Annotated in this window: 24 protein-coding genes; 13 read left to right on the top strand and 11 right to left on the bottom strand. The window is 68.5% G+C overall.

The genetic code is table 11. The annotated features are described in order from the left end of the window. Positions 1 to 9: 9 nt before the first annotated feature. The 8 genes from U0042_RS13005 to U0042_RS12970 form a co-directional block, all read right to left on the bottom strand. Positions 10 to 1,638, bottom strand: coding sequence for a GMC family oxidoreductase (locus U0042_RS13005; protein WP_114811197.1), 1,629 nt, complete (start codon positions 1,636 to 1,638; stop codon positions 10 to 12). Positions 1,639 to 1,666: 28 nt separating this feature from the next. After that, a complete protein-coding gene (locus U0042_RS13000) occupies positions 1,667 to 2,350 on the bottom strand; it encodes a gluconate 2-dehydrogenase subunit 3 family protein (RefSeq protein ID WP_114811198.1) in 684 nt (227 codons plus the stop codon). 89 nt (positions 2,351 to 2,439) lie between these two features. Further along, positions 2,440 to 3,474, bottom strand: a complete 1,035-nt coding sequence (locus U0042_RS12995; protein WP_114811122.1) for a hypothetical protein — start codon at positions 3,472 to 3,474, stop codon at positions 2,440 to 2,442. A 42-nt stretch (positions 3,475 to 3,516) separates the two neighbouring features. Then, positions 3,517 to 4,710: an enolase C-terminal domain-like protein gene (locus tag U0042_RS12990; RefSeq protein ID WP_232833381.1), complete on the bottom strand. Its 1,194-nt coding sequence runs from the start codon at positions 4,708 to 4,710 to the stop codon at positions 3,517 to 3,519. A gap of 316 nt (positions 4,711 to 5,026) precedes the next feature. After that, positions 5,027 to 5,755, bottom strand: coding sequence for a DUF4396 domain-containing protein (locus U0042_RS12985; protein WP_114811121.1), 729 nt, complete (start codon positions 5,753 to 5,755; stop codon positions 5,027 to 5,029). Between the two features lie 239 nt (positions 5,756 to 5,994). After that, on the bottom strand, positions 5,995 to 7,227 hold the full coding sequence (locus U0042_RS12980; protein WP_114811120.1) for an NAD(P)/FAD-dependent oxidoreductase: 1,233 nt from the start codon (positions 7,225 to 7,227) through the stop codon (positions 5,995 to 5,997). A 53-nt stretch (positions 7,228 to 7,280) separates the two neighbouring features. Further along, complete coding sequence (locus U0042_RS12975) at positions 7,281 to 8,855, bottom strand: amidase (RefSeq protein WP_114811119.1); 1,575 nt, start codon at positions 8,853 to 8,855, stop codon at positions 7,281 to 7,283. A gap of 79 nt (positions 8,856 to 8,934) precedes the next feature. Next, positions 8,935 to 10,257, bottom strand: coding sequence for an MFS transporter (locus tag U0042_RS12970; protein WP_114811118.1), 1,323 nt, complete (start codon positions 10,255 to 10,257; stop codon positions 8,935 to 8,937). A gap of 210 nt (positions 10,258 to 10,467) precedes the next feature. Here U0042_RS12970 and U0042_RS12965 point away from each other — a divergent pair, with 210 nt between their 5' ends. The 5 genes from U0042_RS12965 (at position 10,468) to U0042_RS12945 (ending at position 15,770) form a co-directional block, all read left to right on the top strand. Further along, positions 10,468 to 11,154 (top strand): helix-turn-helix domain-containing protein, encoded by a 687-nt coding sequence (locus tag U0042_RS12965; RefSeq protein ID WP_114811117.1) that lies wholly within the window; start codon positions 10,468 to 10,470, stop codon positions 11,152 to 11,154. A 279-nt stretch (positions 11,155 to 11,433) separates the two neighbouring features. Next, positions 11,434 to 12,444 carry an ABC transporter substrate-binding protein gene (locus tag U0042_RS12960; protein ID WP_114811195.1) on the top strand — a complete coding sequence of 337 codons (1,011 nt, stop codon included), beginning with the start codon at positions 11,434 to 11,436 and terminating at the stop codon, positions 12,442 to 12,444. Between the two features lie 218 nt (positions 12,445 to 12,662). Beyond that, positions 12,663 to 12,968, top strand: a complete 306-nt coding sequence (locus U0042_RS12955) for a hypothetical protein (protein ID WP_114811116.1) — start codon at positions 12,663 to 12,665, stop codon at positions 12,966 to 12,968. Between the two features lie 133 nt (positions 12,969 to 13,101). After that, entirely contained in the window at positions 13,102 to 15,141 is a 2,040-nt protein-coding gene (locus U0042_RS12950) for a response regulator (RefSeq protein ID WP_114811115.1), read from the top strand. Next, complete coding sequence (locus tag U0042_RS12945) at positions 15,138 to 15,770, top strand: response regulator (RefSeq protein WP_114811114.1); 633 nt, start codon at positions 15,138 to 15,140, stop codon at positions 15,768 to 15,770. The genes U0042_RS12950 and U0042_RS12945 overlap by 4 nt, the downstream gene beginning before the upstream one ends. A gap of 50 nt (positions 15,771 to 15,820) precedes the next feature. Here the strand turns inward: U0042_RS12945 and U0042_RS12940 are convergent, their stop codons facing one another. Both U0042_RS12940 and U0042_RS12935 read right to left on the bottom strand, forming a co-directional pair. Continuing rightward, positions 15,821 to 16,240 carry a secondary thiamine-phosphate synthase enzyme YjbQ gene (locus U0042_RS12940; protein WP_114811113.1) on the bottom strand — a complete coding sequence of 140 codons (420 nt, stop codon included), beginning with the start codon at positions 16,238 to 16,240 and terminating at the stop codon, positions 15,821 to 15,823. Positions 16,241 to 16,478: 238 nt separating this feature from the next. After that, entirely contained in the window at positions 16,479 to 17,894 is a 1,416-nt protein-coding gene (locus tag U0042_RS12935; RefSeq protein WP_114811112.1) for a PLP-dependent aminotransferase family protein, read from the bottom strand. A 427-nt stretch (positions 17,895 to 18,321) separates the two neighbouring features. On the opposite strand from U0042_RS12935, the gene U0042_RS12930 reads away from it, so the two are divergent. The 8 genes from U0042_RS12930 (at position 18,322) to U0042_RS12895 (ending at position 25,566) form a co-directional block, all read left to right on the top strand. Then, positions 18,322 to 18,804, top strand: coding sequence for an MSMEG_0572/Sll0783 family nitrogen starvation response protein (locus tag U0042_RS12930; RefSeq protein ID WP_042303115.1), 483 nt, complete (start codon positions 18,322 to 18,324; stop codon positions 18,802 to 18,804). Positions 18,805 to 18,821: 17 nt separating this feature from the next. Continuing rightward, positions 18,822 to 19,883, top strand: a complete 1,062-nt coding sequence (locus U0042_RS12925; protein ID WP_114811194.1) for a Nit6803 family nitrilase — start codon at positions 18,822 to 18,824, stop codon at positions 19,881 to 19,883. Next, the gene (locus U0042_RS12920) at positions 19,834 to 20,946 is read left to right on the top strand and encodes an MSMEG_0568 family radical SAM protein (protein WP_198665308.1); all 1,113 of its coding nucleotides are present in this window, start codon (positions 19,834 to 19,836) and stop codon (positions 20,944 to 20,946) included. Before U0042_RS12925 ends, U0042_RS12920 begins: the two co-directional genes overlap by 50 nt. Before the next feature lie 2 nt (positions 20,947 to 20,948). After that, complete coding sequence (locus tag U0042_RS12915) at positions 20,949 to 21,506, top strand: MSMEG_0567/Sll0786 family nitrogen starvation N-acetyltransferase (RefSeq protein ID WP_114811193.1); 558 nt, start codon at positions 20,949 to 20,951, stop codon at positions 21,504 to 21,506. A 41-nt stretch (positions 21,507 to 21,547) separates the two neighbouring features. Next, positions 21,548 to 22,552 (top strand): sll0787 family AIR synthase-like protein, encoded by a 1,005-nt coding sequence (locus tag U0042_RS12910; RefSeq protein ID WP_114811192.1) that lies wholly within the window; start codon positions 21,548 to 21,550, stop codon positions 22,550 to 22,552. Continuing rightward, positions 22,549 to 23,793 (top strand): MSMEG_0565 family glycosyltransferase, encoded by a 1,245-nt coding sequence (locus U0042_RS12905; RefSeq protein ID WP_114811110.1) that lies wholly within the window; start codon positions 22,549 to 22,551, stop codon positions 23,791 to 23,793. Before U0042_RS12910 ends, U0042_RS12905 begins: the two co-directional genes overlap by 4 nt. A gap of 44 nt (positions 23,794 to 23,837) precedes the next feature. Then, complete coding sequence (locus U0042_RS12900) at positions 23,838 to 24,122, top strand: MSMEG_0570 family nitrogen starvation response protein (RefSeq protein ID WP_114811109.1); 285 nt, start codon at positions 23,838 to 23,840, stop codon at positions 24,120 to 24,122. A 73-nt stretch (positions 24,123 to 24,195) separates the two neighbouring features. Next, entirely contained in the window at positions 24,196 to 25,566 is a 1,371-nt protein-coding gene (locus U0042_RS12895) for an MSMEG_0569 family flavin-dependent oxidoreductase (RefSeq protein WP_114811108.1), read from the top strand. A 165-nt stretch (positions 25,567 to 25,731) separates the two neighbouring features. Here U0042_RS12895 and U0042_RS12890 read toward each other — a convergent pair whose 3' ends face one another. Then, complete coding sequence (locus tag U0042_RS12890; protein ID WP_114811107.1) at positions 25,732 to 26,664, bottom strand: bestrophin family protein; 933 nt, start codon at positions 26,662 to 26,664, stop codon at positions 25,732 to 25,734. Positions 26,665 to 26,720 lie beyond the last annotated feature (56 nt).

Raw genomic sequence — 26,720 nt, 5'->3', positions numbered from 1 at the left:
TGCATGTGATCAGAGTTCGCCGCGCGCGCGCAGCGTCGCGATGCGGTCCGCCGTGCGGCAGGCAATGGCCTGGATGGTGAGCGACGGGTTCACGCCGCCCACCGTGGGGAACACGGAGCCGTCGCAGATCCAGAGGTTCGGAATGTCCCAGCTGCGGCAGTCCGCGTTCACGACGCTCGTGCGCGGGTCGTCGCCCATGCGCGCGGTGCCGTTGAGGTGGCACGTGTCGTCGTGCTGCTTCCAGACGTTGCGCCCGCCTGCCGCTTCGAGCGCACGCTGCATGAAGTCCAGCGAATGCTCGACGAGCTTCAGGTCGTTTTCGCAGTACGAATGCGTGACGCGCGCAATCGGCAGGCCGTACTGGTCTTTCTCGTCTGCGAGCGTCACGCGGTTGCATTCCTGCGGCAGCGTTTCGCCCACGATCTTCAGGCCTGCCTGATGGTTGTACCGCTCCATCTCGGCCGCGAGCGCGTCGCCCCAGAGGCCGCGTCCCGTCTGCACCGCGGCCCATGCCTTCGGCAGCGGCCCCTGGCTCATGTAGCAATAGCCGCCGAAGAAGTCCTTGCCTTCGTCCGTATAGTTCCAGTGCTCGGTCATCGCGAGCGAGGGCGGACCCTTGTACCAGCGGATCTCTTCGTCCATGAGCCCCCACACGGCCTGGTTCGACTGCACCATCAGGTTCTTGCCGACGAGGCCCGAGCTGTTCGCGAGGCCGTCCGGAAAGCGCGGCGTGGCCGACATCAGCAACAGGCGCGGCGTTTCGATCGCGTAGCCCGCCACCACGACGTGGCGCGCACGCTGGAATTGCCAGCGGCCTTCGCGGAAGTATTCGACGCCGTCTACGCGGCCCTGGTCGTTCACGGAGATGCGGCCGGCCATCGCGAGGTCGCGAATCTCGGCACCGGCGCGCAGCGCGCGCGGTATCCATGTGACGAGCGCGCTTTGCTTCGCGTTGGTCGCGCAGCCCGTTACGCAGAAGCCGCGATAGACGCACGGATGCGCCGCGCCGCGCGGTGCGGAGACGGTGGCGAGCGGCGTGGGCGTCCACGGAATGCCGAGCGCTTCGCAGCCGCGCGCGAGCACGAGCGCCGAGGCGTTCAGTTCGTGCGCGCGATACGGATAGCGCGGTCGCGGCGGGCCCCACGGGTAGTTCACGGGCCCCGAAATTTTCAGCGCGTCTTCCACTTCGCCGTAGTAGCGCCACATCTCGCGCCAGTCGATGGGCCAGTCCGCGCCATAGCCGAGCAGGCTGCGCGACTTGAACCACTCGGGACGAAAACGCAGCGACACCATCGCGAAATGCACGGTGCTGCCGCCCACGGCCTTGCCGCTGTTGTTGCTGCCGAGCTTCAACGGATGGTCGCCGTCGCAGAGGCGCTCGTCGGTCCAGTAGAGCTTGGACTGATGCGTTTCGTCGGAGGCGAACTCTTCGAGCGGACGCCACCAGGCGCCGGCGTCGAGCGCCACCACCTTGAAGCCGTGCTCGGCGAGCCGACAGGCCAGCGTGCCGCCGCCCGCGCCGGTGCCGATAATCGCGAAGTCCACGGGCTCGTCCTGGCGGTACTCGCGCATGGGCACCCAGCCGCCCGGCGTGAAGACGTCGGGCGCGCGGCCGTGCCTGCCACGCGGATGGTGCATGGCGTCGAGCAGCGAATCGTTGCGCACGTCATCGGACACGGCGGTTCTCCCGTGTCACGCGCGCGAGGCCCGCGGGCGTGGTGTCGTGTGCCTCGGCGGGTTCCCACGGGTCGCGGCGATTGGCCTGCATGCGCACGTAGCCGCGCGGATTCGCGGGGCCGCCGAAGCCGATCTCGTTCCACGATTGCGGATGTCCGTAGTACGCCGAAGCGAGGTCGTGCAGCACGCGCTCGGTGAAGAAGAGGGCGCTCGGCATGCCGCGCCATTCGGGGCCGTGCAGTGCGCCGCGCTGCATGTCGCGAATCAGGTCGTCGCGCGATGCGGTGCGCAACTGCGCGAACGGCACGCCATGACGCGCGCGGCTCGCGGCGTCGAGCGCGGCGAGACCGGTTCGCCACGCTTCGCGCAGCGGCGGCAGACGCGCGTCGCGAAAGCCGTCGCGCACGTCGTCGGCGAGCTTGGCATCGATGTAGGCGGCGAGGGGCACGGCGGGTTCGCGGTTTGGGTCGTGTGCTTCATTCCGCTCTTCGTCCCGCTCCCCGTCGCTGTTCGCCGACGTGCCCGCGGCCTGCGGAATGATCGCTGCGCACAAGGCCTGCAACGTCTGCCATTCCAGCGCGTTGCAAAAACGCGCGACGTTGCGCTGCGCAAGCCGATGGTCGATCACGGCGCGTGTCGCGTCGTCCCACGACACGCTGTCGCGTTTGCGCATGACGTCGTAGCCCGGGTAGCGGGGCGTGTGCCGCTCGACGGGAGACGACGATCGATCTTTTCCCGACGGCGCTTTCGACAACGCATGCTTCATTTTTCCGTGCTCCTCAAACGCAATGCCGCGAGCCCCGCGAGCGCGAGGGCGGTGAACGAGGGCGGCGCGGGCAGCGGCGGACCGTTGAGCACGTTCTGCGTCCATGCGCGCCAGCCGCCTTGATAGCGTGCGATGCCGCGCGCGTGGAAGCCCACGCCGATCACGCCGAGCGCCGTCGTCACACGCAGCCACAGCCGCGTCCACCAGCGTTCGCGCGGCGCGCTGAGCGCGGCACGCGCGAGCAGCGCCGCACTGACGGGCGCCACGACGATGGGCGCATACATGGCGCGATGCTGGAACGAGCCGCGAAAGTGCAGCAGCGCGACTTCGCCCAGCGTGCCCGCGAGGCCCACGGCCGAGACCAGCGCGAGCGCCTTGCCCGCGGGCATGCCGAAGAGCTGCGGGTCTTCGGCGGGCTCGTCGCGCAGCCGTTCGCCCACGGCGCCCAGCACGCCGGACAGCAGCAACGCCATGGGCGCCCCGAGCGGCGCGCCGTAGAAGAGGTTGTGCCAGCTCAGTTGCCCCGGCCGCTTCGTCACGTTGTAGAGATGGAACCCCGTGCCCACCACGCCCACCGTTGCCGCGAGTCGATACGCCGCGTGGCGCAGACCGTGCAGGCCCGGCGTGCGGTCCGTGCCGCCGTGCGCGCCGGCGGCAAGCGCGAGCGCGCCGGCTACGAGCGGCGCATACATGGCGCGATTCTCGAACGACCCGCGATAGTGTTCGATGCCGCTATCGGTCAACGCGGCCCACGCGAGCAGGGCCGATCCGCGATTGAACGTGCGTGCGGCATGGATGTGCTCGTGCACGAGCGTGCCGTCGCTGTCGCGCCTGGTGGGTACGGCGCTGGGCGACGTGTGGCGGGCTGTTGGGCGGACTGAGCCTCGGGCGCTAGACCGAGCGGTGGGAGATCTTCCGTCATCGGTCGCGTCGTCGTCGCGGTGGGCGCCGCGTACCAGCGCACACGCGGCAAGACCGACCGCGCCGGCTACACCGAACCACGACAGAAAAGAGTGATCTCGATCGTTCATCGCAACTTCATCCCGTTGTTTTCCTTGCCGTCGAGCGACGGTTCATCCCACCGCGAACGGCTGCGCGTCCGCGTAGCGGAAGGCGAGCCCGCAGCCGGGCCGCGACAGGTCCGGTGCGATGGCGCCGTCGCGCGGCGTGGGCGCGCCGTCGAACAGCATGGATTCGATCCGCACGTGGTCGTGAAACCATTCCTGGTGGCGCAGGCCCGGCACCGCGGCGGCCACGTGCAGATGCAGGGCCGGCGCGCAATGCGCGGAGAGCGGCACGTGCCACGCGTCGGCGAGGCGCGCGGCCTGCATGAAGCCCGTCACGCCGCCGCAGCGGCTCACGTCGGCCTGCAGCACGTCGACGGCCCGCGCTTCGAGCAGGCGGCGCGAATCGTCGGCGGTGTAGCTGTATTCGCCCGCGGCGACGTCCATGCCCGCGGGCGCACGCCGACGCACGGCGTGCAGCCCCGCGGCGTCGTCCGAACTCACGGGCTCTTCGAACCACGTCACGCCGTAGGGTGCGAACTGTTCTGCTGCACGCAACGCCTGCTGTACGGAAAGCGCGCCGTTGGCGTCGACGAAGAGTTCGGCGCTTGAATCGATCGCCGCGCGCGCGTGCTTCACGCGCTCGGGGTCGCGCGCCGGGTCGCTGCCCACTTTCATCTTCACGGCGCGGCAGCCGTCGTGCGCGACCCAGCGGCCCAGTTGCTCCGCGAGATGCGCGTCCGTGTAGTTCGTGAAGCCGCCGCTGCCGTAGAGGGGCACCGCGTCGCGAGCCATGCCGAGCACCTGCGCGAGCGGCGCATGCAACAGCTTCGCCTTGAGGTCCCAGAGCGCGCAGTCCAGCGCCGATATGGCCGTGGCCGCGAGTCCTGCGCGGCCCAGGTTGCGCACGCGCTGCTGCATGCGCAGCCATAGCGCGCCGGTGTCGCCGGGGTCCGCGTGCATCAGCACGGGCGCGAGCGTGTCGCGCATCAGGCTCGCCACGCAGGCATCGGAATACGTGTAGCCGAGTCCCGTTTCGCCGCCCGCATCGATCTGCGCGACCACGAGTGTGGTGGCGTTCCAGCTGAACGTGCCGTCGGACTCGGGGCTCTCGGCAGGAATGGTGTAGGCCGCGGCGCGCAGGGCGGTAATGCGCGGGCCGAAGCGGCGCTCGTATCCGTCGGTGAGGTCGGTCTTGCCGGTGGGCTCCGTTCGCGGTTCGCGTGATTCGCGTGAGGCGCGTGATGAGGGCGCGTCGTTCATTTCGTTCGTCGCCTGTGGGTTCGTCTGCTGCGCCTGACAGCGCGGTTGATGCACATGCGGCACATGCGGGCCCATGCGGGCACTTGCGTGCGCGGACGGTCGTGATGACCGCCGCAAACGAGGCGCGCGCAACATCCGTTCCTTGCAGCGCGTAAGCGACGAAGGCGGCATGCGGCAGACAGCGGAGAGCCGAGACGGTATCGAACGAGGCGCCGTTGTAGCGCCTGGAATTTTTACCGGGCCTCTGCCTTTACCAGGCATCTGCCGCGGAGCAGGCGCGCCACGACGCAACCAACGAGGTGCGTGGACTCGCGCCTTACATGCGTTCCTTGATGCCGCGCGCGATCAGCCACACGTTGACGGGATACGTGGTGGCGAAGCCCGCGAGCATGGCCCACTGCATCGGCAGCCAGTACGCGAGCGTTTTCGGCGTGAGGCCGGTAAAGGCGTGGGACGTGAACCACATCACGACGAACATGCCCACTTCGTAGGCGACGAGCGAAAGCGTGTCGGCCTTGATGGCCTGCACGAGTCCCTCGCGCACGCCGAGGCCGCGCATGGGCGCAATCGCGAAGAACTGGAACACGATGCCGAGCGCGTAGGCCAGCACGAAGCCCACCACCACCTTGCCCGCGAACACCGAGCCCCACGGGCGGAAGTCGGTGCCGTAGGCAAGCCAGTCGCCGATGAAGTCCCCGAGCGCGCAGCCCGCGCCGCAGTGTGCCGCGCCTTCGAATACCGCTTGCCACATGGGACGCGACGGGACTGATGGAGGCGAGGCAGTCTCGTGCTGGCCGCGGTGTTCAGTGTGGGCGTCGTGCGTCTTGTGCGTCTCGTGCGAAGAGGCACGGTTCGCGCGGCCGAACCAGAAATAGAAGATCAGCCCCACGGGGCCCCAATAGAGCACCGTCAACGGCCAGACGAATGCCATCACGCGCATGGGCGGGCGGTGCCGCGGCAAGGCGACGTCCGCGGCCACGTAGAGCGCGGCGAGCACGGAAAGCGGCAGCCATACCGCTGCCGCCTGAGCCAGCCAGGGTGGCATGAGGGTCCTCACAGGTGCGTCGAAAGCGGTCGAAGCGATGCGCGCAAACGAAGCCGGTGGCGTGGCGCGTGGGCTCCACATGCGCCACGTGCATCACGTGCTGCACGTACAGGCGTTCAGCACGAAGCGCGCCCACGGTCGGCAACCGTGGGCGCGCAGTGTGGCAACGACGCGGACGCGATGAGGGGGAAGAGAAAGCGATTCAGACCGGCAGGCTCAGGCGAGCCCGCGGTCAGCAATCAAAACCGGTCGGCCCGGAACGGCGTCGGATCGACCACCGGCTGTGCGCCCGTCACCATCTCGGCAATCAGCCGTCCCGTGACGGGGCCCAGCGTGAGGCCGTGATGCGCATGTCCGAACGCGAACCACAGGCCGGCATGGCGCGGCGCGGGGCCGATCACGGGCATCATGTCCGGCGTGCAGGGGCGACGGCCCAGCCACGGCGTGGCATCCAGCCGTTCGCCGAGCGGAAACACCTTGCGCGCGATGGGCTCCACCGCGTCGAGCTGGGCCGGCGTGGGCGGCGCGTCGCGCAATGCCAGTTCGGCGCCGGTGGTGAGGCGGATGCCGCGCGCCATCGGCGTGATGAGGTAGCCGATTTCGGCATCCAGCACGGGCTGGTTCAGACGCGCGCCGTTCTGCGCGGCGTAGTGCATGTGATAGCCGCGCTTCACCGCGAGCGGCAGACGGTAGCCGAGCCGGGTCGTCACGAGATCGGACCACGGTCCCATTGCCACCACCGCGGAACGCGCCTCGATCACGCCGGCGTCGGTGGTCACGCGCCATTGCGGTTCGAGCGTCGCGGCATCGCCCGTCAGGATGCGGCCGCCCAACTGCTCGAAGTGGCGCGCGTAGGCCGTGACGAGCGCGTTCGGGTCGCTCACCGAGTCCGAGTCCGTATAGCGCAGGCCGCCGATGAGACTGTGGCCGAGCCAGGGCTCGTCGTGTTGCAGACGCGCGGCGTCGAGCACGTCGAACTGCACGCCGTACTCCGCGTTCCAGCGGCGCGCCTGGCGCTGTTCCGCTTCGAACTTCTGCGCCGTGCGAAACACCTTGACCCAGCCGCCCGTGCGCAGCAGCGCTTGCGCGCCCGATGCCTCGATCAGCGCGCGATGCTCGCTGATGCAATGCTCGATCAGCGTGGAATACGCGCGCGCGATGGCCGCGTGACGGTCGGGCCGCGAGTTGTACCAGTAGCGGTACAGGAACGGCAGCAGGCGCGGCAGCGCGGACGGGTGGTAACGCACGTCGGTGGAGCGGTTCAGCGCATAGCGCAGCAGCGTGCCGAAGCCGCGCGGGAAGGCATACGGATAGACGCCCTCGCGTTGAATGAGCCCTGCGTTGCCGAACGAGGTTTCGTAGCCGGGCGCGCGGCGATCCACGAGCGCGACCGCGAGTCCGCGCTGTTGCAGATGCAGCGCCACGGAAACGCCCACCATGCCTGCGCCGAGTACGACGGCATCGAACTTCATTGCAGCGATTCCTTTTTTCGTTGTGTGTTGCGAGCGTGAAGCGACACCGCAGCTTACGCCACGGAGATCCCGCCGTGCGCGCGAGCCGGCGCGTCGAACACGGGCGGAGCCGTCACGATGGACTTGAGCGACGGGTTCGGCTGCGTGAGCTTCGAGAGGTCGGGCCGCGGACGACGCAGCGCGGGCACCGCGTCGAACGCATGCTCCAGCGCCTGCGCGACGGCGAGCGTCTTGAGGTCGCCGTGGAAGGGCCCGACGATCTGCAGGCCGAACGGCATGCCCGCGTGGTCCACGCCGCACGGCAGCGAGAGCGCGGGGTGCGTGGTGAGCGTGACCACGTAGGTGAGCGCGAGCCAGCGGTAGTAGTTTTCCTGCGCGCGGCCGTTGATCTGCGCCGCGTAGAGTTCGCGCCACGGGAACGGCGAGACCGGCGTGGTGGGCGAGACGATCACGTCGTAGCGCGCGAACGCGGCCTGGAAGCGGCGGAACACGCGCGTCTGCTCGGCTTGCGCCCAGGCGCTGTCGGCGAGCGTCATCGCGGCGCCCATCTCGTAGTTCGCGCGCGTGTTGGGGCCGAGCGCGCCGGGGTCGCGTGCATACGCGTCGCGCAGACCCGCCACGAAGCTTTCCGCGCGAATCACGTCGAAGGCGCGGTGCGCGTCGCCCAGATCGAACGGCACGGGCTCGCAGGTATGGACCATGGACGCGAGCGCGGCCATGCGCGAGCGGAACACGGCGCGGATGTCGTCGTCGACGTCGCAGCAGCCGAAGTCTTCGGTGAAGCCCACGCGCAGCGTGGAGAGATCGAGCGCGGGCGGCGTGGCGAAGTTGAGCGGATCGGTGTCGTAGCTGAGCGGGTCGCTTGCCGAAAGCCCCGCCGTGGCTGCCAGTTGCAGCGCGGTTTCGGCCACCGTGCGGCCCATCGGACCGACCACCGAAATCGGCGTCCAGCCCAGCAGCCGGCGCGAATTCGGCACGAGCCCCGGCGACGGACGAAAGCCCACCACGCCGCATTTGGCCGCGGGAATGCGCAGCGAGCCGCCCGTGTCCGAGCCCGTGCAGACGGGCAGCATGTCGCAGGCGAGCGCGGCGGCGGACCCGCCCGACGATCCGCCCGCGTTGAGTTCGGTATTGAACGGATTGCCCGTGGCGCCCCACACCGGGTTGCGCGTGTTCGCGCCCGCGCCCAGTTCGGGCACGTTGGTCTTCGCCACGACGATGGCGCCCGCGGCGCGCAGGCGCTCTACCAGCACGACGTCGTGCGAGGGCACGTTGGCCCGCGACATCGGCGAGCCGTAGGTGGTGAGCAGCCCGGCCGTGTCTTCGAGGTCTTTCACGCCGAGCGGCAGGCCGTGCAGCAGACCGAGCGGTTCGCCCGCCAGCACCTTGCGCTCGGCTTCCCTGGCCGCGGCGCGGGCCGTCTCATAATCCGTGGCGGTGATCGCGTTGACGGCCGGGTTGATTGCTTCGATGCGCTCGATGCAGGCCTCGAGCAGTTCGACAGGCGAGATTTCTTTTGCGCCGATCAGACGGCGCAGTTCGACGGCACTGCGTGCGACCAGCGCGTTGCGATCGGATGGGCGTTCGGACGGGCGTTCGGACGAATGAGCAGACACGGTTGCGGACATGAGTACGGTTCCGGAGTCGGATGAAGGTGAAGAGGCTTGAACACGCTCGAAGAAGCCCGGCCGGCGCTACATCGACGCGCTATGCCAGCGTCTCGCCCGTGCGGTCGCGCAGCCAGATCACCGGCACGAGCGACACGGCGCAGGCCGCGGCGACATACCACGCGGGCGCCAGCACGTTGCCCGTCAGCGCCACGAGCCAGCTCGCGATGAACGGAGAGAAGCCGCCGAAGAACGACGCGCTCACCACGTAGGTGAGCGCGATGCCCGTGGCGCGCACGGGCTTCGGAAACAGCTCGGGGATCATCACGAGCACCGGCACGATGTGCCCGGCGACGAACACCGCGAGAAACGCGGAGACGGCGCAGAGCCGGAGCGTCGACGGCTCGGCCGAGAGCCACGCAAACGCAGGATAAACCGTCACCAGCAAAATGACGCGCGAGACCACCAGCACGCGCTTGCGGCTGTAGCGGTCCGCGAGTTTGCCCGCGAGCGGCGCGGCCGCGAACAGCACAAGCGAACTCACGATGCCTGATACGACCGCGGCTGTCTGCGGCAGATGCAGCGTGCGCACCGCGTAGTTCGGCAGGAAGAAGGCGGTGATGTAGACGGACACCGAGCCGCCCAGCTCCGCAAACGTGCCGAGCACGGTGAGCTTGAGGTGCGTGGTGAGCGCGGCTTTCAGCGCGGCGTAACGCCCGGTGTTCGACGAAGGCGCCGCGTCGCATGTCGCGCAGGCGTGAGGTGCCGTGTGGTCGCCCAGCGTTTCCTCGAGCCGCTGACGGATCAGCATGCCCACGGGCGCCGCCACGATGCCGAGCAGGAACGGAATGCGCCAGCCCCAGGCGAGCAGGGCGTCTTTCGGCAGAGCCGCGTTAACGAGGGTCGCCACCACGGCGCCCAGTGCAATGCCGAGCGCGATGGCCGCGAAATTCCAGCTTGCGAAGAATGCGCGCGTCGTGTCGGACGCGTGCTCGATGAGCAGCGTCGTGCCGGGGCCGAACTCGCCGCCCGCGGCGAAGCCCTGCAGCAGACGCGCGCCCAGCACGATGAAGGGCGCGGCGAGGCCGGCCACGGCGTAGGTCGGCGCGGTGGCGATCAGCGCACAGCTCACGGCCATCAGCATGATGGTGAGCACCATCGCCTTCTTGCGGCCCACGCGGTCGGCATAGCCGCCAATCACGATGCCGCCCAGCGGCCGCACCACGAAGCCCACGCCGAACACGCCGATGGAGAGCAGGAACTGGTTCACGGGCGACGCGGCCGGGAAGAACAACTGACCGATCTGGATGGCGAAGAAGCTGTAGATCGTGAAGTCGTAGTACTCGAGCGCCGTGCCGAGCGTCGTCGCGGCGATGACCTGGGCCTTCGAGAGGCCCGCCTTTTGCAATGCGAGAGTGGACACAGCGGCGGCTCCTTCAGCGTGGCCCTTGGATGCGGTTATCCTATACGAGAAAAAAATAATTCTCGTATACGACAAAACCCGCGGCCAGGCGAGCAACAGGCTGCGACGACGATCGTTACCTCACGCTCAGCTTTTCACATGGCCAAATCCGCTGTCCGTTCTGCCACCCGTTCTGCGCCGGTTGTTATGCCAAAAGCGATGCCAAAAGCGATGCCAAAAGCGGCCCCCAAAGCGGTGCCCAAGGCCGCGACCCAGGCGGCCCCCGCTTCGCAGCCCGGCGCCGGCCAGACCGATCACAAGGCCGTCGGCGCACGGCTGCGCGAGGCGCGCAAGGCGCGGGGGCTCACGCTCGTGCAGCTTTCGGAGCAGTCGGGCATTGCGGTGTCGACCATCTCCAAGGCCGAGCGCGGCGACATCGCGCTTACCTACGACAAGTTCGCCGCGCTCGCGCATGCCTTGCAGCTCGACTTCGGCGCGCTCTTCGGGCGCGCTTCGTCCGACCCGGCCCGCACCCGTCAGACGCCGATGACGCCGGCGTTTACGGCCTCGGGCAAGCAGATGATCTACGACACGCCGAACTACGAGTACGGCATGCTCGCCGCCGACCTCACCGGCAAGCGCATGGTGCCCATGCGCGCCCACGTGCGCGCGCGCTCGCTTGCGGACTTCCCCGACTACATCCGCCACGGCGGCGAGGAATTCGTGTTCCTGCTGCAAGGCGCGCTCGAACTGCGCTTCGAGAACGGCACCGCATACGCGCTCACGCCCGGCGACAGCCTTTATTTCGACAGCGCCGTGGGCCACGTCTACCTGAGCACGGGCGAAGGCGACGCCGAAGTGCTCGTGTGCTGCGTGGACGCCGACACCGACGCGCCGCGGCCGCCCGAAGCGATCTGATTCGCGCATCGCGCGAGGCGTGGAGTAGCGCGGGGCCGGCCGCGCACGCCGCGCTGCGCGATGCGATGCTGTTTCACGCGACCTCGCGTCGCGCACCTCCAGTACCATTGGCCGCACCACCGCTATTGTCGAAGTCCAGCGAGGAGACCCACGATGAAGCTGTGCAGCACCTTCGCGGCGAGGGCCGCCGCGCCCGTCTTCGCGCCTGCGCCGCGGCTTGCCTTTGCGCGTCTCGCGACGACGGCGGCCACGTTCGTCGCCGCGTCGGCTTTCTGGTTCATGGCGCCGGAGCCGGCCTGCGCGCAGACCCCGGCGCAGACGAAGACCCTCTACCTCGGCATGAACGGCGGTTCGATGGAAAAGGCGTACACGAGCCAGGTGCTGCCCGACTTCGAGAAGGCCCACAACGTGAAGGTGACGGTGGTGCCCGGCACGTCGTCGGAAACGCTCGCGAGGCTCCTGGCCGACCGCGCGCATCCGCCTATGCACGTGGCCTTTCTCGACGACGGCGTGATGGCGCGCGCGGTGAAGAGCGGCGTATGCCAGAAGCTCGACGACTCGCCCGTGCTGCGCGAACTGTATCCGTTCGCGCGCATGAAGGACGACATCGGCGCGGGCGTGCAGCTCGGCATGACGGGCATCGGCTACAACACGAAGCTCTTCGCCGAGAAGGGCTGGGCGCCGCCCGGTTCGTGGATGGACTTCGCCAATCCCAAATACCGGGGCAAGGTGGTGTTCCAGTCGGCGGCCACGAGCACGTTCGGACTGCACGGCTTTCTCGCCATCAACCGGCTGCTGGGCGGCAGCGACCGGAACGTCGAGCCCGCCTTCACGAAGTGGGCGAGCACGGTGGGGCCGAACGTGGTCGCATACATTCCGGATTCGGCGAAGCTTGCGCCGATGATCGAGCGCGGCGAGGCCGGCCTCTTTCCGCTCACGCCCACGGCCGCGGGCGACCTGGAGGACAAGGGCGTGCCCGTCGCCTACGCGAATCCGAAAGAGGGCGCCGTGCTGCTGCTCGTGGACCTGTGCGTGGTGAAGGACAACCCCGATCCCGACCTCGCCCAGAAGCTCGCGCAATACCTGCTTTCGGCCGCGGCGCAAACGAAGGCGGCCGCGGCGGGCCGGCAGATTCCCACCAACCGCGACGCCGCGACCACGCCCGCCATGCGCAAGAGCATGGGCGACCTGAGCGACCTGGTGCGCAAGGTGACCGTGGTGGACTGGGACGCCATCAACGCCCATCGCGCCGAGTGGGACGCGCGCTGGAAACGGACGATCGCGCAGTAGCAGGCGCGCGCGACCCGCTGGCCCGCCGGCACGCCCGGTCGGCACCACGTGCGCCCTCAGGATTTCCTGACAGGCGATTCAGCACCTATCCCGCTCCGATTCCGGCCTTCCCGACGGAAAGCGGGCCCTCGGGCTCCTACCATGTCGACTGGGAACGACAGGCGCAACACGACCATGCCACGCCTGGTATCGCCATCTGCGGGGAGCGGTTTTTTATCATGTCCAGCCTGTTGTCCGAGCGCGAGGCGCTGTACCAGCGCATCGAGCGCGCTTGCATGTGTCTCTTCGACACGTGGTGCGAAACGCGCAGCGTCGCGCCGCTCACTTATCTGCTGCACTGCTGGCCCCTCGCGGACGGTAGCGCGCGAGCCATTCGTCGCATGCGCGACACGTTGCGCGAATTGCAGGGCTCGCATCCCGACTCGCTCGCCCCCTCGGCCGCTGCGACGCTCGCCACGCTGATCTGTTACCTCGACGAGGCGCTCGTCGAAGGGTCCGTTGCGGAGCAGAAGGCGGGCCGCTAGCGGGCGAGGCCGCGCCCGGCGGCAACGCGCCGCGTCGAGGTCTCGCAGTCTCGCGGCCTCGCGCACCATGGCCGGCCGTGCAAAGCGCAGCAAGGCGCCGCCAAAGGCAACGTGGGAGCCAAAGCCAGCCACCATGACGAGCCACTTCGATTCCGACGCTGCGGGGCCGCCCTCCATCCTGATCGTCGACGACACGCCGGCCGGTCTCGCCGTCGTCATGGAAAGCCTTGCCGACAGGGGCTTTCGCGTGCTGACGGCGCTCGACGGCATCGAGGCGATCGAGCGCGCAAAGTACGCCCAGCCCGACGTGATCCTGCTCGACGTGGAGATGCCCGGCATCGACGGCTTCGAGACCTGCCGCCGGCTCAAGGCGCACGCCTGCACGCGCGACATCGCCGTCGTCTTCATGACCGCGATGACCGACGCCACCGACCTCACCGAAGGCTTCGCCGCGGGCGGCGCGGACTACGTGACGAAGCCGCTGCGCCTGCCCGAAGTGGCGGCGCGCATCCACACGCAGCTCGCCTTGCGCGGCATGCAGCGCCAGCTTGTCGCGCAGCACCGCGAACTCGCTGACGAAGCGGCCGTGCGCGCACGCACGGAGGCGGCGCTGGGCCGCATCCGCGAAGCCCTGGAGGAGCGCGTGGCGCTGCGCACCGAAGAGCTTGCGCGCGCGAACGCGCGGCTCACCGCGCAGATCGAGGAACGGCGCCGCGCCGACGCGAAGCGCCTCGCGAGCGAGGCGCGCTTTCGCACCATCGCGGAGGCGAGCCCGGTGCCGCTGTGCATCGCGTCGATGCCCGAGGGGCGCATTCTCTACACCAACCAGCCCCTGCGCGCACTGTTCTTCGGCGCTGACGTTACCGATACCGCCGCCGCGCGGGACGCCAGCATCGTCGACTTCTGCGTGGACCCCGTGCAGCGCGACGCGCTCATCGCGCATCTGCGCCGCGAGGGCAGCTTCGTCAGCGCCGAAGTCCAGTTGCGCCGCGCCGACGGCACGACGTTCTGGGCCATCGCCACCGCGCGCGTGGGCACCTACGACGACGCGCCCGCCATCTACGTGGGCCTGAGCGACGTCACGGCGCGCAAGCAAGCCGAAGAGGCGCTGCGCGCGAGCGAGGCGAGCCTGGCGAACGCCCAGCGCATCGCGCGTCTGGGCGACTGGGCCTGGGACGCGGCGCGCGGCATGGTGCACTGGTCGGACGAAACGTGGCGCATTCTCGGCCGCTCGCGCGCCGTCGCGCCGAGCTACCGCACCTATCTGCGCGCCGTGCATCCCGACGACCGGCCCGCCGTGCGGCAGGCGGTGCGCGAGCTGCTGGCGGGCGCGCCTGCGTACGGCATCGATCACCGCGTGACGGGCAAAGACGGCGGCGTGCCCGCCGTCCGTATGGTGCGCCTGCAGGCCGAGGCCGCGCCCACGCCGCCGGGCGGCGTGTTGCGATTGATCGGCACGCTCCAGGACGTGACCGAACGCAAGCTGATCGAGCAGGAACTGCTGGCGTCGCGCGAGCAACTGCGCGAGCTGGGCGGGTACATGGAAGCCGTGCGCGAGGAAGAGCGGCGACGCATCGCGCTCGAAATCCACGACGAACTGGGGCAGCTTCTGACCGCGCTGAAAATGGATGTGGCGCTGCTGCGCATGCGTCTCGGCACAGACTGCGAGGCGCGGCGCAAGGCCGACGACATGCGCGAGCTCGCGGAAAAAACGCTCTGGATGGTGCGCAACGTCTCGAACCATTTGCGGCCCGCGGCGCTCAACTTCGGCATCGTGTCCGCGCTCGAATGGCTTGCCGAAGACTTCGCGCGGCGCACCGGCATCGTGTGCCAGTTCCGCGCGCGCGGCGGCGAGCCCACGCTGCCCGATGCGTCGGCCACGGCGGTGTTTCGCATCGCCCAGGCGTCGCTCACCAACGTCGCGCGCCACGCGCGGGCCTCGCGCGTGGACGTGACGCTCGACAGCACGCCCGAGGGCTTCGCGCTACGGATCGGCGACGACGGCTGCGGCTTCGACACCGACGCCGCGGGCAAGGGGTATTCTTATGGCCTGCTCGGCATGCAGGAACGGGCGAGGCTGATCGGCGCGGCGCTGCGCATCGACAGCGCGCCGGGCACGGGCACCGTGGTTTCGATGATCATCCCGGCGGAAAGCGGAACAACAACACCATGATCCATATCCTGATAGCGGACGACCACGCGATCGTCCGCGGCGGGCTCAAGCAGATCGTCGCCACCACCACCGACATCGTCGTGGCCGGCGAAGCAGCGAACGGCGCCGAAGTGGTGGAGAAGCTGCGCACCTGCCAGGTCGATTTGCTGCTGCTCGACATGACCATGCCGGGCATCAGCGGCGTGGGGCTGATCCGCCGCGTGCGCACCGAGCAGCCTGCGCTGCCCATTCTCGTGCTGAGCATCCACAACGAAGCGCAGGTGGTGTCGCGGGCATTGCGCGCGGGCGCCACGGGCTACGTGACCAAAGACAGCGACCCGGAAATCCTGCTCGCCGCGATCCGCAAGCTCGCGGCGGGCGGCCGCTTCATCGACCCCAAGCTCGTGGACGCCATCGTGTTCGAGGCGCACGCGGGCGACGCGCCGCCGCACGAAGTGCTCTCGGACCGCGAGTTCCAGGTGCTGCAGATGTTGGCCTCGGGGCGCAGCATCAATGACATCGCCGACGCGTTCGCCCTGAGCGCGAAGACCATCAGCACGCACAAGATGCGGCTCATGCAGAAGCTCAACCTGACCAACAACGCGGAGCTGATCCGCTACGCGATCAAGCACGGGCTCGTGGCGGAGTAGGGCTGCGCTTGTGCGTGTGCCTGCGCCTGCGTTTGTACCCGGCGACCGGCTCACTCGCCTATGAGATGCAGCACAATCTCGCGCGACTGCGGGTGACGCCGGTGCTCGAACAGATAGAGCCCCTGCCACGTGCCGAGCACGGGTTCGCCATGCTCGACCGGAATGGAAAGCTGCACCTGCGTGAGCGCGGTGCGCAGGTGCGCGGGCATGTCGTCGGGGCCTTCGGTGTCGTGCTCGTAGCGTGAGGCGTCTTCGGGCGCGAGCGTGGCGAAGTAGCGCTCCATATCGCGCCGCACCGAAGGGTCCGCGTTTTCCTGAATCAGCAACGACGCCGACGTGTGGCGGCAAAACACGGTGAGGAGCCCCGTGTCGATCGCGGTCTCTTCCACGAACGCGCGCACGTGTTGCGTGAATTCCACGAGCCCGCGCGCGGGGGCTCGCACCTGCAGATGATGAATGGCCTGGCGCATGGGAGTGCCTTTTGAACGTGCGAAGGTGCGGACGTGCGGCCCGCGGCGCGCGTGGGTTGCCGCGCGGTGGTGGGTGTTGGTGCGCGCTGGTGCATGTCGGCCCGAACCGCGAAGGGTGCGGGCCATGATACGGGAAGCGCGCGCCAGTCGTACGCATGGGGTGTGGTGTGCAACCAGCACGCGTTGCGCAAACAGCGCGCCCGGTCGCGTGACCCGGGCCGCGTGCCCCCGGCCTCACCTACATCATCGGCATATGCAGATGGTGCGGATCGTCGAGCGTATCCGCGATGCGCTGCAAGGCTTCGCGGCAGTCGGCGCGATCCTGCGGACCGCCCAGGCACACGCGGATCGCGTTGGGCGCGTTGCCGTCCGTCGAGAACGCCGCGCCCGCCACGGCGCCGATGCCCTGATTGCGCAGATGCAGCGCGAGTTCGGACGCGGCCCAGTCGCACTGTGCCGGAATGGGCAGCCACAGGTGGAAGCCGTCGGGATGCGCATCGTAGGGCCACGCCGTGAGTGTCTGCGCGGCAATGGCCTGGCGCGCGTTCGCTTCCGTGCGAATGGCGCGCAACATGTCGTGCGCCGTGCCGTTGTTGATCCACTGCGTGGCGAGCAGCGCGGTGAACGGGCTGGGCATAACCGTGGTGGCGCGCAGGGCGCCCGCAATGCGCTGCGTCTGCCGCGCCGTGGGCATGGAGAGATACGCCACGCGCAGTCCCGCGCCCAGCGTCTTCGCGAGTCCCGTGACGTAGCACGTGAGTTCGGGCGCGAGCGTGGCGAGCGCGACGGGTGCCGTCTCGGGCAGCATCGCGTAGGCGTCGTCTTCGATGATCGGCACGCTGTAGCGCAGCGCGACGTCGGCGAGCGCTTCGCGCCGCTGCGTGGAAAGCGTGAGCGTGCTTGGGTTTTGCAGCGTGGGGTTGCAGTAGAAGGCGCCCGGTTTCTCCGACTTGCAGAGCGCCTCGAACGCATGGGGCAGTGGCCCTTCCTCGTCGCGCGCCAGCGCCTGCAGCCGCACGCCGAGCTGCGAAGCGATGGCCTTGATGCCGGGGTAGGCGAGCGCATCGAGGCAGATCGTCTCGCCGGGCCGCGCGAACTGCGAGACGAGCGCCACCAGCGCGCTGTGAATGCCGGGGCAGACCAGCACCGTTTCGTCCTTGCAGTCGGGCAGCCGCATGCGCAGCCACTCACGGCCCGCGGCGCGGTCTGCCGCGGTGCCGCCGAAGTCCTGATAGCGCAGCAGGCGGTACGGGTCCGTTTCGGCGAGCAGGCTTGCGGCGGACGCGGCCAGCCGTGCCGCGAGCTCGGGCGGCTCGGGCGGCATGTTCATCGACATCTCGACGCTGCTGCCGCCGGCGAGCGGCAAGGTCTGCGTCTTGCCGCGCACGAACGTGCCGCTGCCGGCGCGCGCATCGAGCAGGCCGCGCTTGCGCGCCTCCGCGTAGGCGCGTGCGACGGTGGTGTAGTTGAGCGCGAGCGCGGCCGCGAGATCGCGCAGGCCCGGCAGCCGGTCGCGCGGTCGCAGCCGGCCGCTCGCCAGGTCTTCCTCGATCAGGTCGGGAATGGCCAGATAAGCGGGCTTGCGGATTTCGGCCAGCCTTTTATGCCAGTGATGCGCAAGACTCTGTGTGAGATTCTGCGTGAGACTGTCCATAACCGGTGATTTTCCTCTTTTGCCGCACGCGCGCGGTTCAATTCAAGATAGCACGCAGCCTTTAAAAAAATAAAAACAGATTGCTTTTATTTCTTTCATTGATCGCATTGATTGGGTCAATGCACGGTTTCGGCGTGTCGCGCACCATCGCCGCGCGACAGAATGCCGCTGCGCGCGGTCTGGGTGCACGCCCGGCGCCTTGCCGCATGGCCTGAAACGGCCTCCCACGCGCCTGCGCCGGCCTTCGCAAAAAATTTTCGGTTCGCCTTGCGACTTCCGCTTTGCTTGATTGGAAAGTGATTGCATTTTGCGGGCCAGTGATTGGCATATCCGTTGCGTTATTCGGTGCGCCGGTTACGCGAATTAGCCGGGATAACCGCAATAGCCGCATAAACCGCACAACCCATGCGATAAATCGGAGAGAGCCATGCCCGCTGTCAATCAACCGCTTCACAAGAACGGCGATTTTCTGGTCGATTACGAAGAGAAGGTGTTCGAGGACGTGAAGGCGGAGCCCGGCGAGAAGGCGCTCGTCACGTTCCACACGGTGGCGTTCGAAGGCTCCATCGGCTTCGTCAACCTGTTGCAGGCCACGCGGCTGCAGCGCAAGGGCTTCGAGACGTCGGTACTGCTCTACGGCCCCGGCGTCACGCTCGGCTTGCAGCGCGGTTTTCCCACGCTGGGCGACGAAGCGTTTCCGGGCCACCTCAACTTCAACAAGCAGCTCGTGAAGTTCATGGAAGAGGGCGGCAAGGTCTACGCGTGCCGCTTCGCGTTGCAGGCGCTCTACGGGCACGGCGAGGCGTCGCTGATCGAAGGCATTCGTCCCATCAATCCGCTCGACGTGCTGGACCTGCAACTGCTGCACCGCAAGGCCGACGCGCTGATCATCCATACGTGGACGGTGTGAGCCGCGCGGGGGCCATCATGGCGGAACAACGAAGCGCGAGCGGCACCGTGCGCGCCGCCGCTGTGCAGATCGCGCCCGATCTGCATAGCGCGGCGGCCACGCTCGCAAAGGTCTGCGCCGCGATCGACGAAGCCGCGGGCAAGGGCGTGCAGCTCATCGTCTTTCCCGAAACGTTCGTGCCGTACTACCCGTACTTCTCGTTCGTGCGGCCGCCCGTGGCATCGGGCGCGGATCACATGCGGCTTTACGAGGAAGCGGTCGTCGTGCCGGGACCGGTGACCGAAGCGGTCGCCGCGCGGGCGCGCCGGCATGCGATGGTGGTGGTGCTCGGCGTGAACGAGCGCGATCACGGCAGCCTCTACAACACGCAGCTGATCTTCGACACGGACGGCGCGCTGCTGCTCAAACGCCGCAAGATCACGCCCACTTTCCACGAACGCATGATCTGGGGCCAGGGCGACGCCGCGGGCCTGAAGGTCGCGCAGACCGCGATAGGCCGCGTGGGTGCGCTCGCGTGCTGGGAGCACTACAACCCGCTCGCGCGCTATGCGTTGATGGCGCAGCACGAAGAGATTCATTGCAGCCAGTTCCCGGGCTCGCTCGTGGGCCCCATCTTCGCCGAGCAGATCGAGGTGACCATCCGGCATCACGCGCTCGAAGCGGGCTGCTTCGTGGTCAACGCCACGGGTTGGCTCACCGAGGCGCAGATCGAATCCGTGACCACCGACCCGAAGCTCCAGGAGGCGCTGCGCGGCGGCTGCATGACGGCGATCGTTTCGCCCGAAGGGCAGCATCTGGCCGCGCCGCTCACCGAAGGCGAGGGCATGGTCGTGGCCGACCTCGATCTCGCGCTCATCACCAAGCGCAAACGCATGATGGATTCGGTGGGCCACTACGCGCGCCCCGAACTGCTGAGCCTTGCCATCAACGACCGGCCCGCCGCGCCGCTCATGCCCATGCCCGTGCGGGACACGCGCGAGGGCGCGGTGGGCACGCCTTTCTTCGACACCGGCTATACCGGAGGACGCGATGAACGCCAGAGAGACCTTGCCGGCCGCGAGCCGGCAATTGATGACTGAGCTGCAGTCGAGCGGCCTGCGTCTGGCCGACCCGCACGCGGGCGCCGCGAGCCGGCGCGGCGGCGCGGGCCCGTCGGACCACAAGGCCGTGACGGTGGACGGCGTCACGGTCATGGTGCCCGTGCATACGAGTAGCGCCTGGCAATCGCCGTTCGTGGCGAGCGCGCCCGATGCCTCCGGCACGAGCACGCTGCTGCGCGGGACGATTCCCGTGGCCAGCATCCGCTTTCCGAAAGCGCCGCGCTTCTACGCGTTGCAGACGCTGGACGGCGTGCCGTATTCGCAGATCGCCACGCTGCACAGCGCCGACGTGCTCGCCACCACCGTGCTGCAAACCTGCATCCGCTACGAAAGCCGCCGCAAGGCCTGCAAGTTCTGCGCGATCGGGCAGTCGCTCGCGGCGGGCCGCACCATTGCGCGCAAGACGCCCGAACAGCTCGCGGAAGTGGCGCGCGCGGCCGTGTTGCTCGACGGCGTGAAGCACATGGTGCTCACCACCGGCACGCCGCCTACGTCAGACCGCGGCGCGCAGATGCTTTGCGAAAGCGCGTTTGCGATCAAGGCCGCAGTCGATCTGCCGATCCAGGCCCAATGCGAGCCGCCCGACGACGACCGCTGGTTCGAACGCATGAAGGCGAGCGGCGTCGATACGCTCGGCATGCATCTGGAAGTGGTCACGCCCGAGTTGCGCGAACGCATCATGCCGGGCAAGGCGAGCGTGCCGATGACGCGCTACATGCAGGCGTTTGAAGCCGCCGTGGCCGTATTCGGTCGCGCCCAGGTCAGCACGTACATCCTCGCGGGGCTGGGCGACAGTGCCGATTCGATTCTCGCGATGTCGCGCGACCTGATCGCGCTCGGCGTGTATCCGTTCGTGGTGCCGTTCGTGCCCATCAGCGGCACGCCGCTCGAAGATCATCCGGCGCCGTCGCCTGCGTTCATGCGCTCCGTGCTGGAGCCGCTCGGCGCGATGCTGCGCGAGGCCGGCATGCGCTCGGCGGAAATCAAGGCCGGTTGCGCGAAGTGCGGCGCGTGCTCGTCGCTTTCGTCCTACGAGGTGTGACCGTGCTCTGCGAGACCACCGAACCAGATGCCCTGCCGCTCGCGTATGCGCCTGCCGCGTATCGCGTGAAATGGGTCACGCTGCCGTGGGAAGCGAACGAGGCGTACAAGCTGCGGCGCGCAGTGTTCTGCATCGAGCAGGGCATCTTTCCCGGCGACGACCGCGACGCCGTGGACGAGCACGCGCAACTGCTCGTCGCGGTCAGTTGCATCGCGGGCCTGCCGGATCAGGTGGTGGGCACGGTGCGCATTCATGAAACGGAGCCTGGCGTGTGGCTCGGTTCGCGGCTTGCCGTGCACGCGGCGTTTCGCCGGCACGGCAAGATCGGCACGACGCTCATTCAACTCGCGGTGACGAGTGCGCACGCGCTGGGCTGCACCACGTTTCTCGCGCACGTGCAGAGCCAGAACGTGCCGCTCTTCGAGCGCCTGCATTGGGAGTCGCTCGCCGAGGAAGCCCTCTTCGGGCGTCCGCATCGGCTGATGCAGGCGCAGCTGGCGCATTACCCGCCGTGCCATGCGCCGCAGGCGGGGTTCGTGGTGGCGTCGAGGGGCGCGTGATGAACGCGACGCAAATCGCGCAGGCGCTGCCGCTCGATGCGCTGAACCTGGCCGCGCTCGTCGAACGGCTGCGTGCGAGCCGCGGCTTCGCGCACAAGACCGATATCGCGGACGTGGTAGGTGCGCTCGCACAGCGCTTTCCGAATGGCTCACATGATCTCGCGCAGGCTGTGGCCCTGGGCGACGACTGCGCGGCCATCGTAGACGGCGACGGCTACCTGCTGTTCGCCATCGAAGGCATGGTGGGCGACTTCGTGGCCGCGATGCCGTGGTTCGCGGGCTATAGCGGCGTGATGGTGAACGTGAGCGACATCTACGCCATGGGCGGCCGTCCGCTCGCGGTGGTGGATGCGCTCTGGAGCGACGGCGTGGCCGCCGCGCAGCCCGTGCTGGAAGGACTCGCCGCGGCGGCCACGGCGTACGGCGTGCCCGTGGTGGGCGGCCACAGCAACGTGCGCAGCGGCGCGGCGCAACTGGCGGTCTCCATCGTGGGCCGCGCGAAGGCCTTGCTTTCGAGCTTCAACGCGAAGCCCGGCGACCGTCTCGTCATGGCCGTCGACTTGCGCGGCCGGTACGAGGAACCGTATCCGTTCTGGAATGCGTCGGTGGGCGCGCCCGGCGAGCGGCTGCGCGCGGACCTCGAACTGCTGCCGCAACTGGCCGAGGCGGGACACTGCGATGCGGCCAAGGACATCAGCATGGCCGGCACGCTGGGCACGGCGCTCATGTTGCTGGAATGCTCGGGCGTGGGCGCGCGTATCGATCTGGATGTGATTCCGCGGCCTGCGTTCGTGCAGTCGGCCGTGGACTTCGAACGCTGGCTCAGCGCGTTTCCGAGCTATGGCTTTCTGCTCTCGGTGCGCGAGCCCAACGTCGATGCGGTGCTCGCGCGCTTCACCGAGCGCTCGCTTGCGTGCGGCGTGATCGGTACCGTGGACGCAACGCGCGAAGTCGTGGTGACGCAGCGTGACGATGCCGCCTTGCTGTGGGACTTGCGCGATGCGCCGTTCATTCTGCCGGCGTCACGTGGGCGGCGCGTGTCATGAGCAACCGGCTTGCGTCGTTTCCGCCCTCGGTGCCGGCAGCGGCGCGTCCTGTACGCGCGTTGCGCGTGGCGCTCTTCACGCACTCCGTGAATCCGCGCGGCGGGGTGGTGCATACGCTGGAGCTTGCGCGTGCGCTCAACGACCGAGGTTGCGACGTGACCGTGTTCGCGCCCGCCGCCGAAGGCGAGACGATGTTTCGCCGCTCGCCGTGCCGCGTGGTGCTCGCCCGCGTGACGGAGCGGCCCGCCAGCACGGTGGCGATGGTCGAAACACGCATCGCCGCATTGAGGCGCGCACTGCTCGACGTGCTGCTCGAACGCGGTGCGGATTATTTCGACATCCTGCACGCCGGAGACAGCATCAGCGGCAACGCGCTCGCGCAGCTGAAGGAAGAAGGGCACATCGCGGGCTTTGTGCGCACGGTGCATCACCTCGACGTGTTCGACGACTTGCGGCTTGAACACTGGCAGCGGCGCGCATGGCACGACGCGGACGTGGTGCTCTGCGTGAGCGACGCATGGGCGCAGCGTATGCGCCGCGATCACGGTGTGGCCGCGCTCACGGTGCCCAATGGCGTGGACGTCGAACGCTTCGGCGCGACGCCCGCCGACGAAGACCCCGCCGTGCGGCAACGCCTCGGCATCACGCGCGACGGTGGGCCGGTGGTGCTCGCCGTGGGCGGCGTGGAGGCGCGCAAAAACACGCTGATGCTGCTCGAAGCGTTCGCCCGCTTGCGGCAAGCGGCGCCGGCCGCGCAACTCGTGATTGCGGGCGGCGCGAGCCTGCTCGATCACGATGCCTACGCGCGGCAGTTCGCGGCGCGCGCCGCGGCGTGCGGGCTGCGCATCGGGCGGGGCGCAGCGGTGGTGTTGACCGGCACCGTGGACGATGCCGCCATGCCCGCGCTGTTCCGCAGCGCGGACGTGGTCGCGATGGTCTCCGTGCGCGAGGGCTTCGGCCTCGTAGTGCTGGAGGCGCTCGCGAGCGGCCGCCCCGTGGTGGTCTCGCGCATCGCGCCGTTCACCGAATACCTCGATGAGCGCGCGTGCGTGTGGGCGAATCCGTTCGACGCGGAGTCCATTGCCGATGCATTGCGACGTGCCCTGCATGCGCGCGGCGGCATCGACTTCGCGCAGGCCGTGCCCGCACTGCTCCAGCGCTTCAGCTGGGCGGCGAGTGCCCGGCGTCATGTACAGATCTACGAAGCGTGGCTTGCCGGGCGACGGCTCGCCGCGACTTGAGCCCCGGCTTCAGCCCTCGGGTTAAACCATCACAGGAGCACGTCATGCCCGTCATGCATTTCCTCGTCCGCTGGCCCGACGGCAGCGAGGCGGACTGCTACTCGCCTTCCACCGTGGTGGGCGACTTCTTCGCGCCGGGCGAGCGCTATGCGCTCGAAGACTTCGTCGAGCGCGCGCGGCGAGCGTTGCACATCGGCTCGGAACGTGTGCGCGAGAAATACGGCTTCGCCTGTTCCGCGGCCATGGACCAGCTCGCGCAAATCGAGCAGACCGCCGCGGCCTTCGCCGGTGTGGCCGATGCCGCCGTTACCGTGATCGAGTTGCGCTAGCGCGCAACGGTCGCGGTAACGGTAAGCGGCAAGCGCCACCCTCAACCGTCCTTTAGCGATTCAGGAATCCGTCATGTCGACTTCTCTTTCCACCCAACACGCCGGCGCGGCCGGCGAGCCCGGCCATTACAGCGTGATCGTCGTGGGCGGCGGGCAGGCGGGGCTCTCGGTGAGCTACTACCTGCAGCAGGCCGGCATCGATCATCTCGTGTTCGAAAAGCACACCGTCACCCACACGTGGCGCGACCAGCGCTGGGACACGTTCTGCCTCGTCACGCCGAACTGGCAGTGCGCACTGCCGGGGCACCCGTACGACGGCGCCGACCCGCACGGCTTCATGAAGAAGGACGAGATCGTCGCGTACCTGGACGGCTTCGTGGCCGCCGTGAATGCGCCCGTGCTCGAACAGACGGGCGTGAAGCGCGTGAAGCTCGTGGGTTCCGGCGCGCAGGGACAGGGCCCGACCCCGGGCCGCTATGCCGTCGCGACCGACCGCGGCGACTTCACGGCGGACCACGTGGTGGTGGCCTCGGGCGGCTATCACACGCCCATCGTCCCGCGCATGGCCGAGCGCGTGCCCGCGCACGTCGTGCAACTGCATTCGGCCGAATATCGCAACCCGCAGTCGCTGCCGGAAGGCGCGGTGCTCGTGGTGGGCTCGGGCCAGTCGGGCGCGCAGATTGCCGAAGACCTGCATCTCGCGGGCCGCAAGGTGTTCCTCGCCGTGGGCGACGCGCCGCGGTGCGCGCGCTTCTATCGTGGCCGCGACGTGGTGGACTGGCTCGCCGACATGGGCTACTACGACATGCCGGTGGAGCAGCATCCGTTGCGCGAAGGCGTGCGCGACAACACCAACCATTACGTGACGGGCCGCGACGGCGGCCGCGATATCGACCTGCGCAAGTTCGCGCGCGAGGGCATGGAACTGTACGGCCGCCTGCATGACCTGCGCGCAGGGCAATTGCACTTCGAAGCGAACCTCGCCGCGAGTCTCGACAGTGCCGACGATACCTATAACCGCATCAACGCGAGCATCGACGCGTTCATCGAGAAGCGCGGCATCGACGCGCCGCCCGGCTCGCCGTACGAGCCGCTCTGGCGACCGTCCGCGGAGCGCACCACGCTCGATCTTGCCGCGAGCGGCATCGCGGCCATTGTCTGGTGCATCGGCTTTACGCCCGACTTCAGCTGGCTCGACGCGCCCGTGTTCAACGGACGCGGCTATCCCGCGCACGTGCGTGGCGTCACGCCGCTGCCGGGGCTCTATTTCGTCGGACTGCCGTGGCTGCACACGTGGGGCTCGGGGCGGTTCTCGGGCGTTGCGCGCGACGCCGCCTATGTGGTGGACGCCATCCGCGGCGAGGCAGACAGAATGGGCAGGACAGACGAGCCGCCGGCAGAGCAAGCAGGCCAGCCGGGCCAGGATCAGCGTGCGGCGGCCTGAGCCTGGTCGGTGGCCGTGGCGTCATGTTGGGTGTCATGCCGCGGCGACGCCGTGCCTGCGTTTGCACGCCGCCTGCACATGGGTTTCGGATCAGATACTTACGGCACGTACCCGCAGGTTGTCCACAGTCTTGCCAACAAAAACTGGGGATAACTGTGGGGCCGCTCACGTCATCCGATACTTCGGCCCCGGCACCACCTCCGCGGGCACCGGCTCGTCGCACAGTTCCAGCAGTGAGCGTTCGATGGTGCGCGTCATCGCGTCGAGCGCGAGGTTGTTCGGCGCGGTGCCGAAGGGCTCGGCGATGTCGCCTGCAATGGCTTCGAGCGCGATCAGCGTGTACGAGACGAACACCGTGATGAGCGGCGTAAATACGCCCACCGACTCTACGAGGCCGAAGGGCAGCAGGAAGCAATACGCGTAGACCGTGCGATGCAGCAGCACGCCGTACGCAAACGGAATGGGCGTGGAGGCAATCCGCTCGCAGCCGCCCACGATTTTTTCGAGTTCATTCAATTGCGCGTCGAGCATCCAGAGCTGCGTGCCGTCCAGCGCGCCGCGCTTGTGCAGCGCGCCGAGCGTGGTGCGCAGATCGTTGAGGATCGCGACCGGCCGATACTGGCGCCCCTTCAGGGCGATGGCGCGCGCGGCGCCCACGAGCGGTTCGAGGTCGTCGTAGGGATCGGTGTCGCGCAACTGATGCTTGAGCGCATAGGCGAACGCCATGAGCGAGCGCACGAACGCGTCGCGGTCAAACTGCTGCGAACCTTCATGCGAACCTGTTGGCACATAAGCCAGCATTTGCGACGTGAGCGTGCGCGCCGAGATCAGCAGATTGCCCCACAGCGTGCGCGCTTCCCAATAGCGGTCGTAGCTGCGGTTGTTGCGAAACGCCAGAAAGATAGTGAGCGCGACGCCGCACAGCGTGAACGGCGCGGTGCTGAGCAGCATCTTTTCGCCGAGTATGCGGCCGCCCGTGGCCACGGCGAGCACGCTCACGCCGAGCATGATCGCAAGCTGCGGCATGATGGCCTGAAGCACCGAGCCGTTCCAGACGAACAGCATGCGCAGCCAGTGCTGCTGCGGACGAACGATCATGGCTGGGCCCCTCCTGTCGCGGCGCTCATGTCTTCATGCACCTGAACGCTCAAGCC

This window comes from Paraburkholderia kururiensis (genome assembly GCF_034424375.1).
Taxonomy (GTDB): Bacteria; Pseudomonadota; Gammaproteobacteria; order Burkholderiales; family Burkholderiaceae; genus Paraburkholderia; species Paraburkholderia kururiensis_A.
Note: the sequence above shows the minus strand (reverse complement) of the source record. Positions and strands in the feature narration are given on the sequence as shown.

Coding starts and splice junctions, on each gene's coding strand:
- U0042_RS12905 (WP_114811110.1), top strand. CDS start 22,549: ATGAGCAACCGGCTTGCGTCGTTTCCGCCCTCGGTGCCGGCAGCGGCG.
- U0042_RS13005 (WP_114811197.1), bottom strand. CDS start 1,638: ATGCACCATCCGCGTGGCAGGCACGGCCGCGCGCCCGACGTCTTCACG.
- U0042_RS12990 (WP_232833381.1), bottom strand. CDS start 4,710: ATGAACGACGCGCCCTCATCACGCGCCTCACGCGAATCACGCGAACCG.
- U0042_RS12965 (WP_114811117.1), top strand. CDS start 10,468: ATGCCAAAAGCGGCCCCCAAAGCGGTGCCCAAGGCCGCGACCCAGGCG.
- U0042_RS12925 (WP_114811194.1), top strand. CDS start 18,822: ATGGCGGAACAACGAAGCGCGAGCGGCACCGTGCGCGCCGCCGCTGTG.
- U0042_RS12995 (WP_114811122.1), bottom strand. CDS start 3,474: ATGAACGATCGAGATCACTCTTTTCTGTCGTGGTTCGGTGTAGCCGGC.
- U0042_RS12945 (WP_114811114.1), top strand. CDS start 15,138: ATGATCCATATCCTGATAGCGGACGACCACGCGATCGTCCGCGGCGGG.
- U0042_RS12935 (WP_114811112.1), bottom strand. CDS start 17,894: ATGGACAGTCTCACGCAGAATCTCACACAGAGTCTTGCGCATCACTGG.
- U0042_RS12985 (WP_114811121.1), bottom strand. CDS start 5,755: ATGCCACCCTGGCTGGCTCAGGCGGCAGCGGTATGGCTGCCGCTTTCC.
- U0042_RS12930 (WP_042303115.1), top strand. CDS start 18,322: ATGCCCGCTGTCAATCAACCGCTTCACAAGAACGGCGATTTTCTGGTC.
- U0042_RS12890 (WP_114811107.1), bottom strand. CDS start 26,664: ATGATCGTTCGTCCGCAGCAGCACTGGCTGCGCATGCTGTTCGTCTGG.
- U0042_RS12950 (WP_114811115.1), top strand. CDS start 13,102: ATGACGAGCCACTTCGATTCCGACGCTGCGGGGCCGCCCTCCATCCTG.
- U0042_RS12940 (WP_114811113.1), bottom strand. CDS start 16,240: ATGCGCCAGGCCATTCATCATCTGCAGGTGCGAGCCCCCGCGCGCGGG.
- U0042_RS12960 (WP_114811195.1), top strand. CDS start 11,434: ATGGCGCCGGAGCCGGCCTGCGCGCAGACCCCGGCGCAGACGAAGACC.
- U0042_RS12895 (WP_114811108.1), top strand. CDS start 24,196: ATGTCGACTTCTCTTTCCACCCAACACGCCGGCGCGGCCGGCGAGCCC.
- U0042_RS12900 (WP_114811109.1), top strand. CDS start 23,838: ATGCCCGTCATGCATTTCCTCGTCCGCTGGCCCGACGGCAGCGAGGCG.
- U0042_RS13000 (WP_114811198.1), bottom strand. CDS start 2,350: ATGCGCAAACGCGACAGCGTGTCGTGGGACGACGCGACACGCGCCGTG.
- U0042_RS12975 (WP_114811119.1), bottom strand. CDS start 8,855: ATGTCCGCAACCGTGTCTGCTCATTCGTCCGAACGCCCGTCCGAACGC.
- U0042_RS12920 (WP_198665308.1), top strand. CDS start 19,834: ATGAACGCCAGAGAGACCTTGCCGGCCGCGAGCCGGCAATTGATGACT.
- U0042_RS12955 (WP_114811116.1), top strand. CDS start 12,663: ATGTCCAGCCTGTTGTCCGAGCGCGAGGCGCTGTACCAGCGCATCGAG.
- U0042_RS12980 (WP_114811120.1), bottom strand. CDS start 7,227: ATGAAGTTCGATGCCGTCGTACTCGGCGCAGGCATGGTGGGCGTTTCC.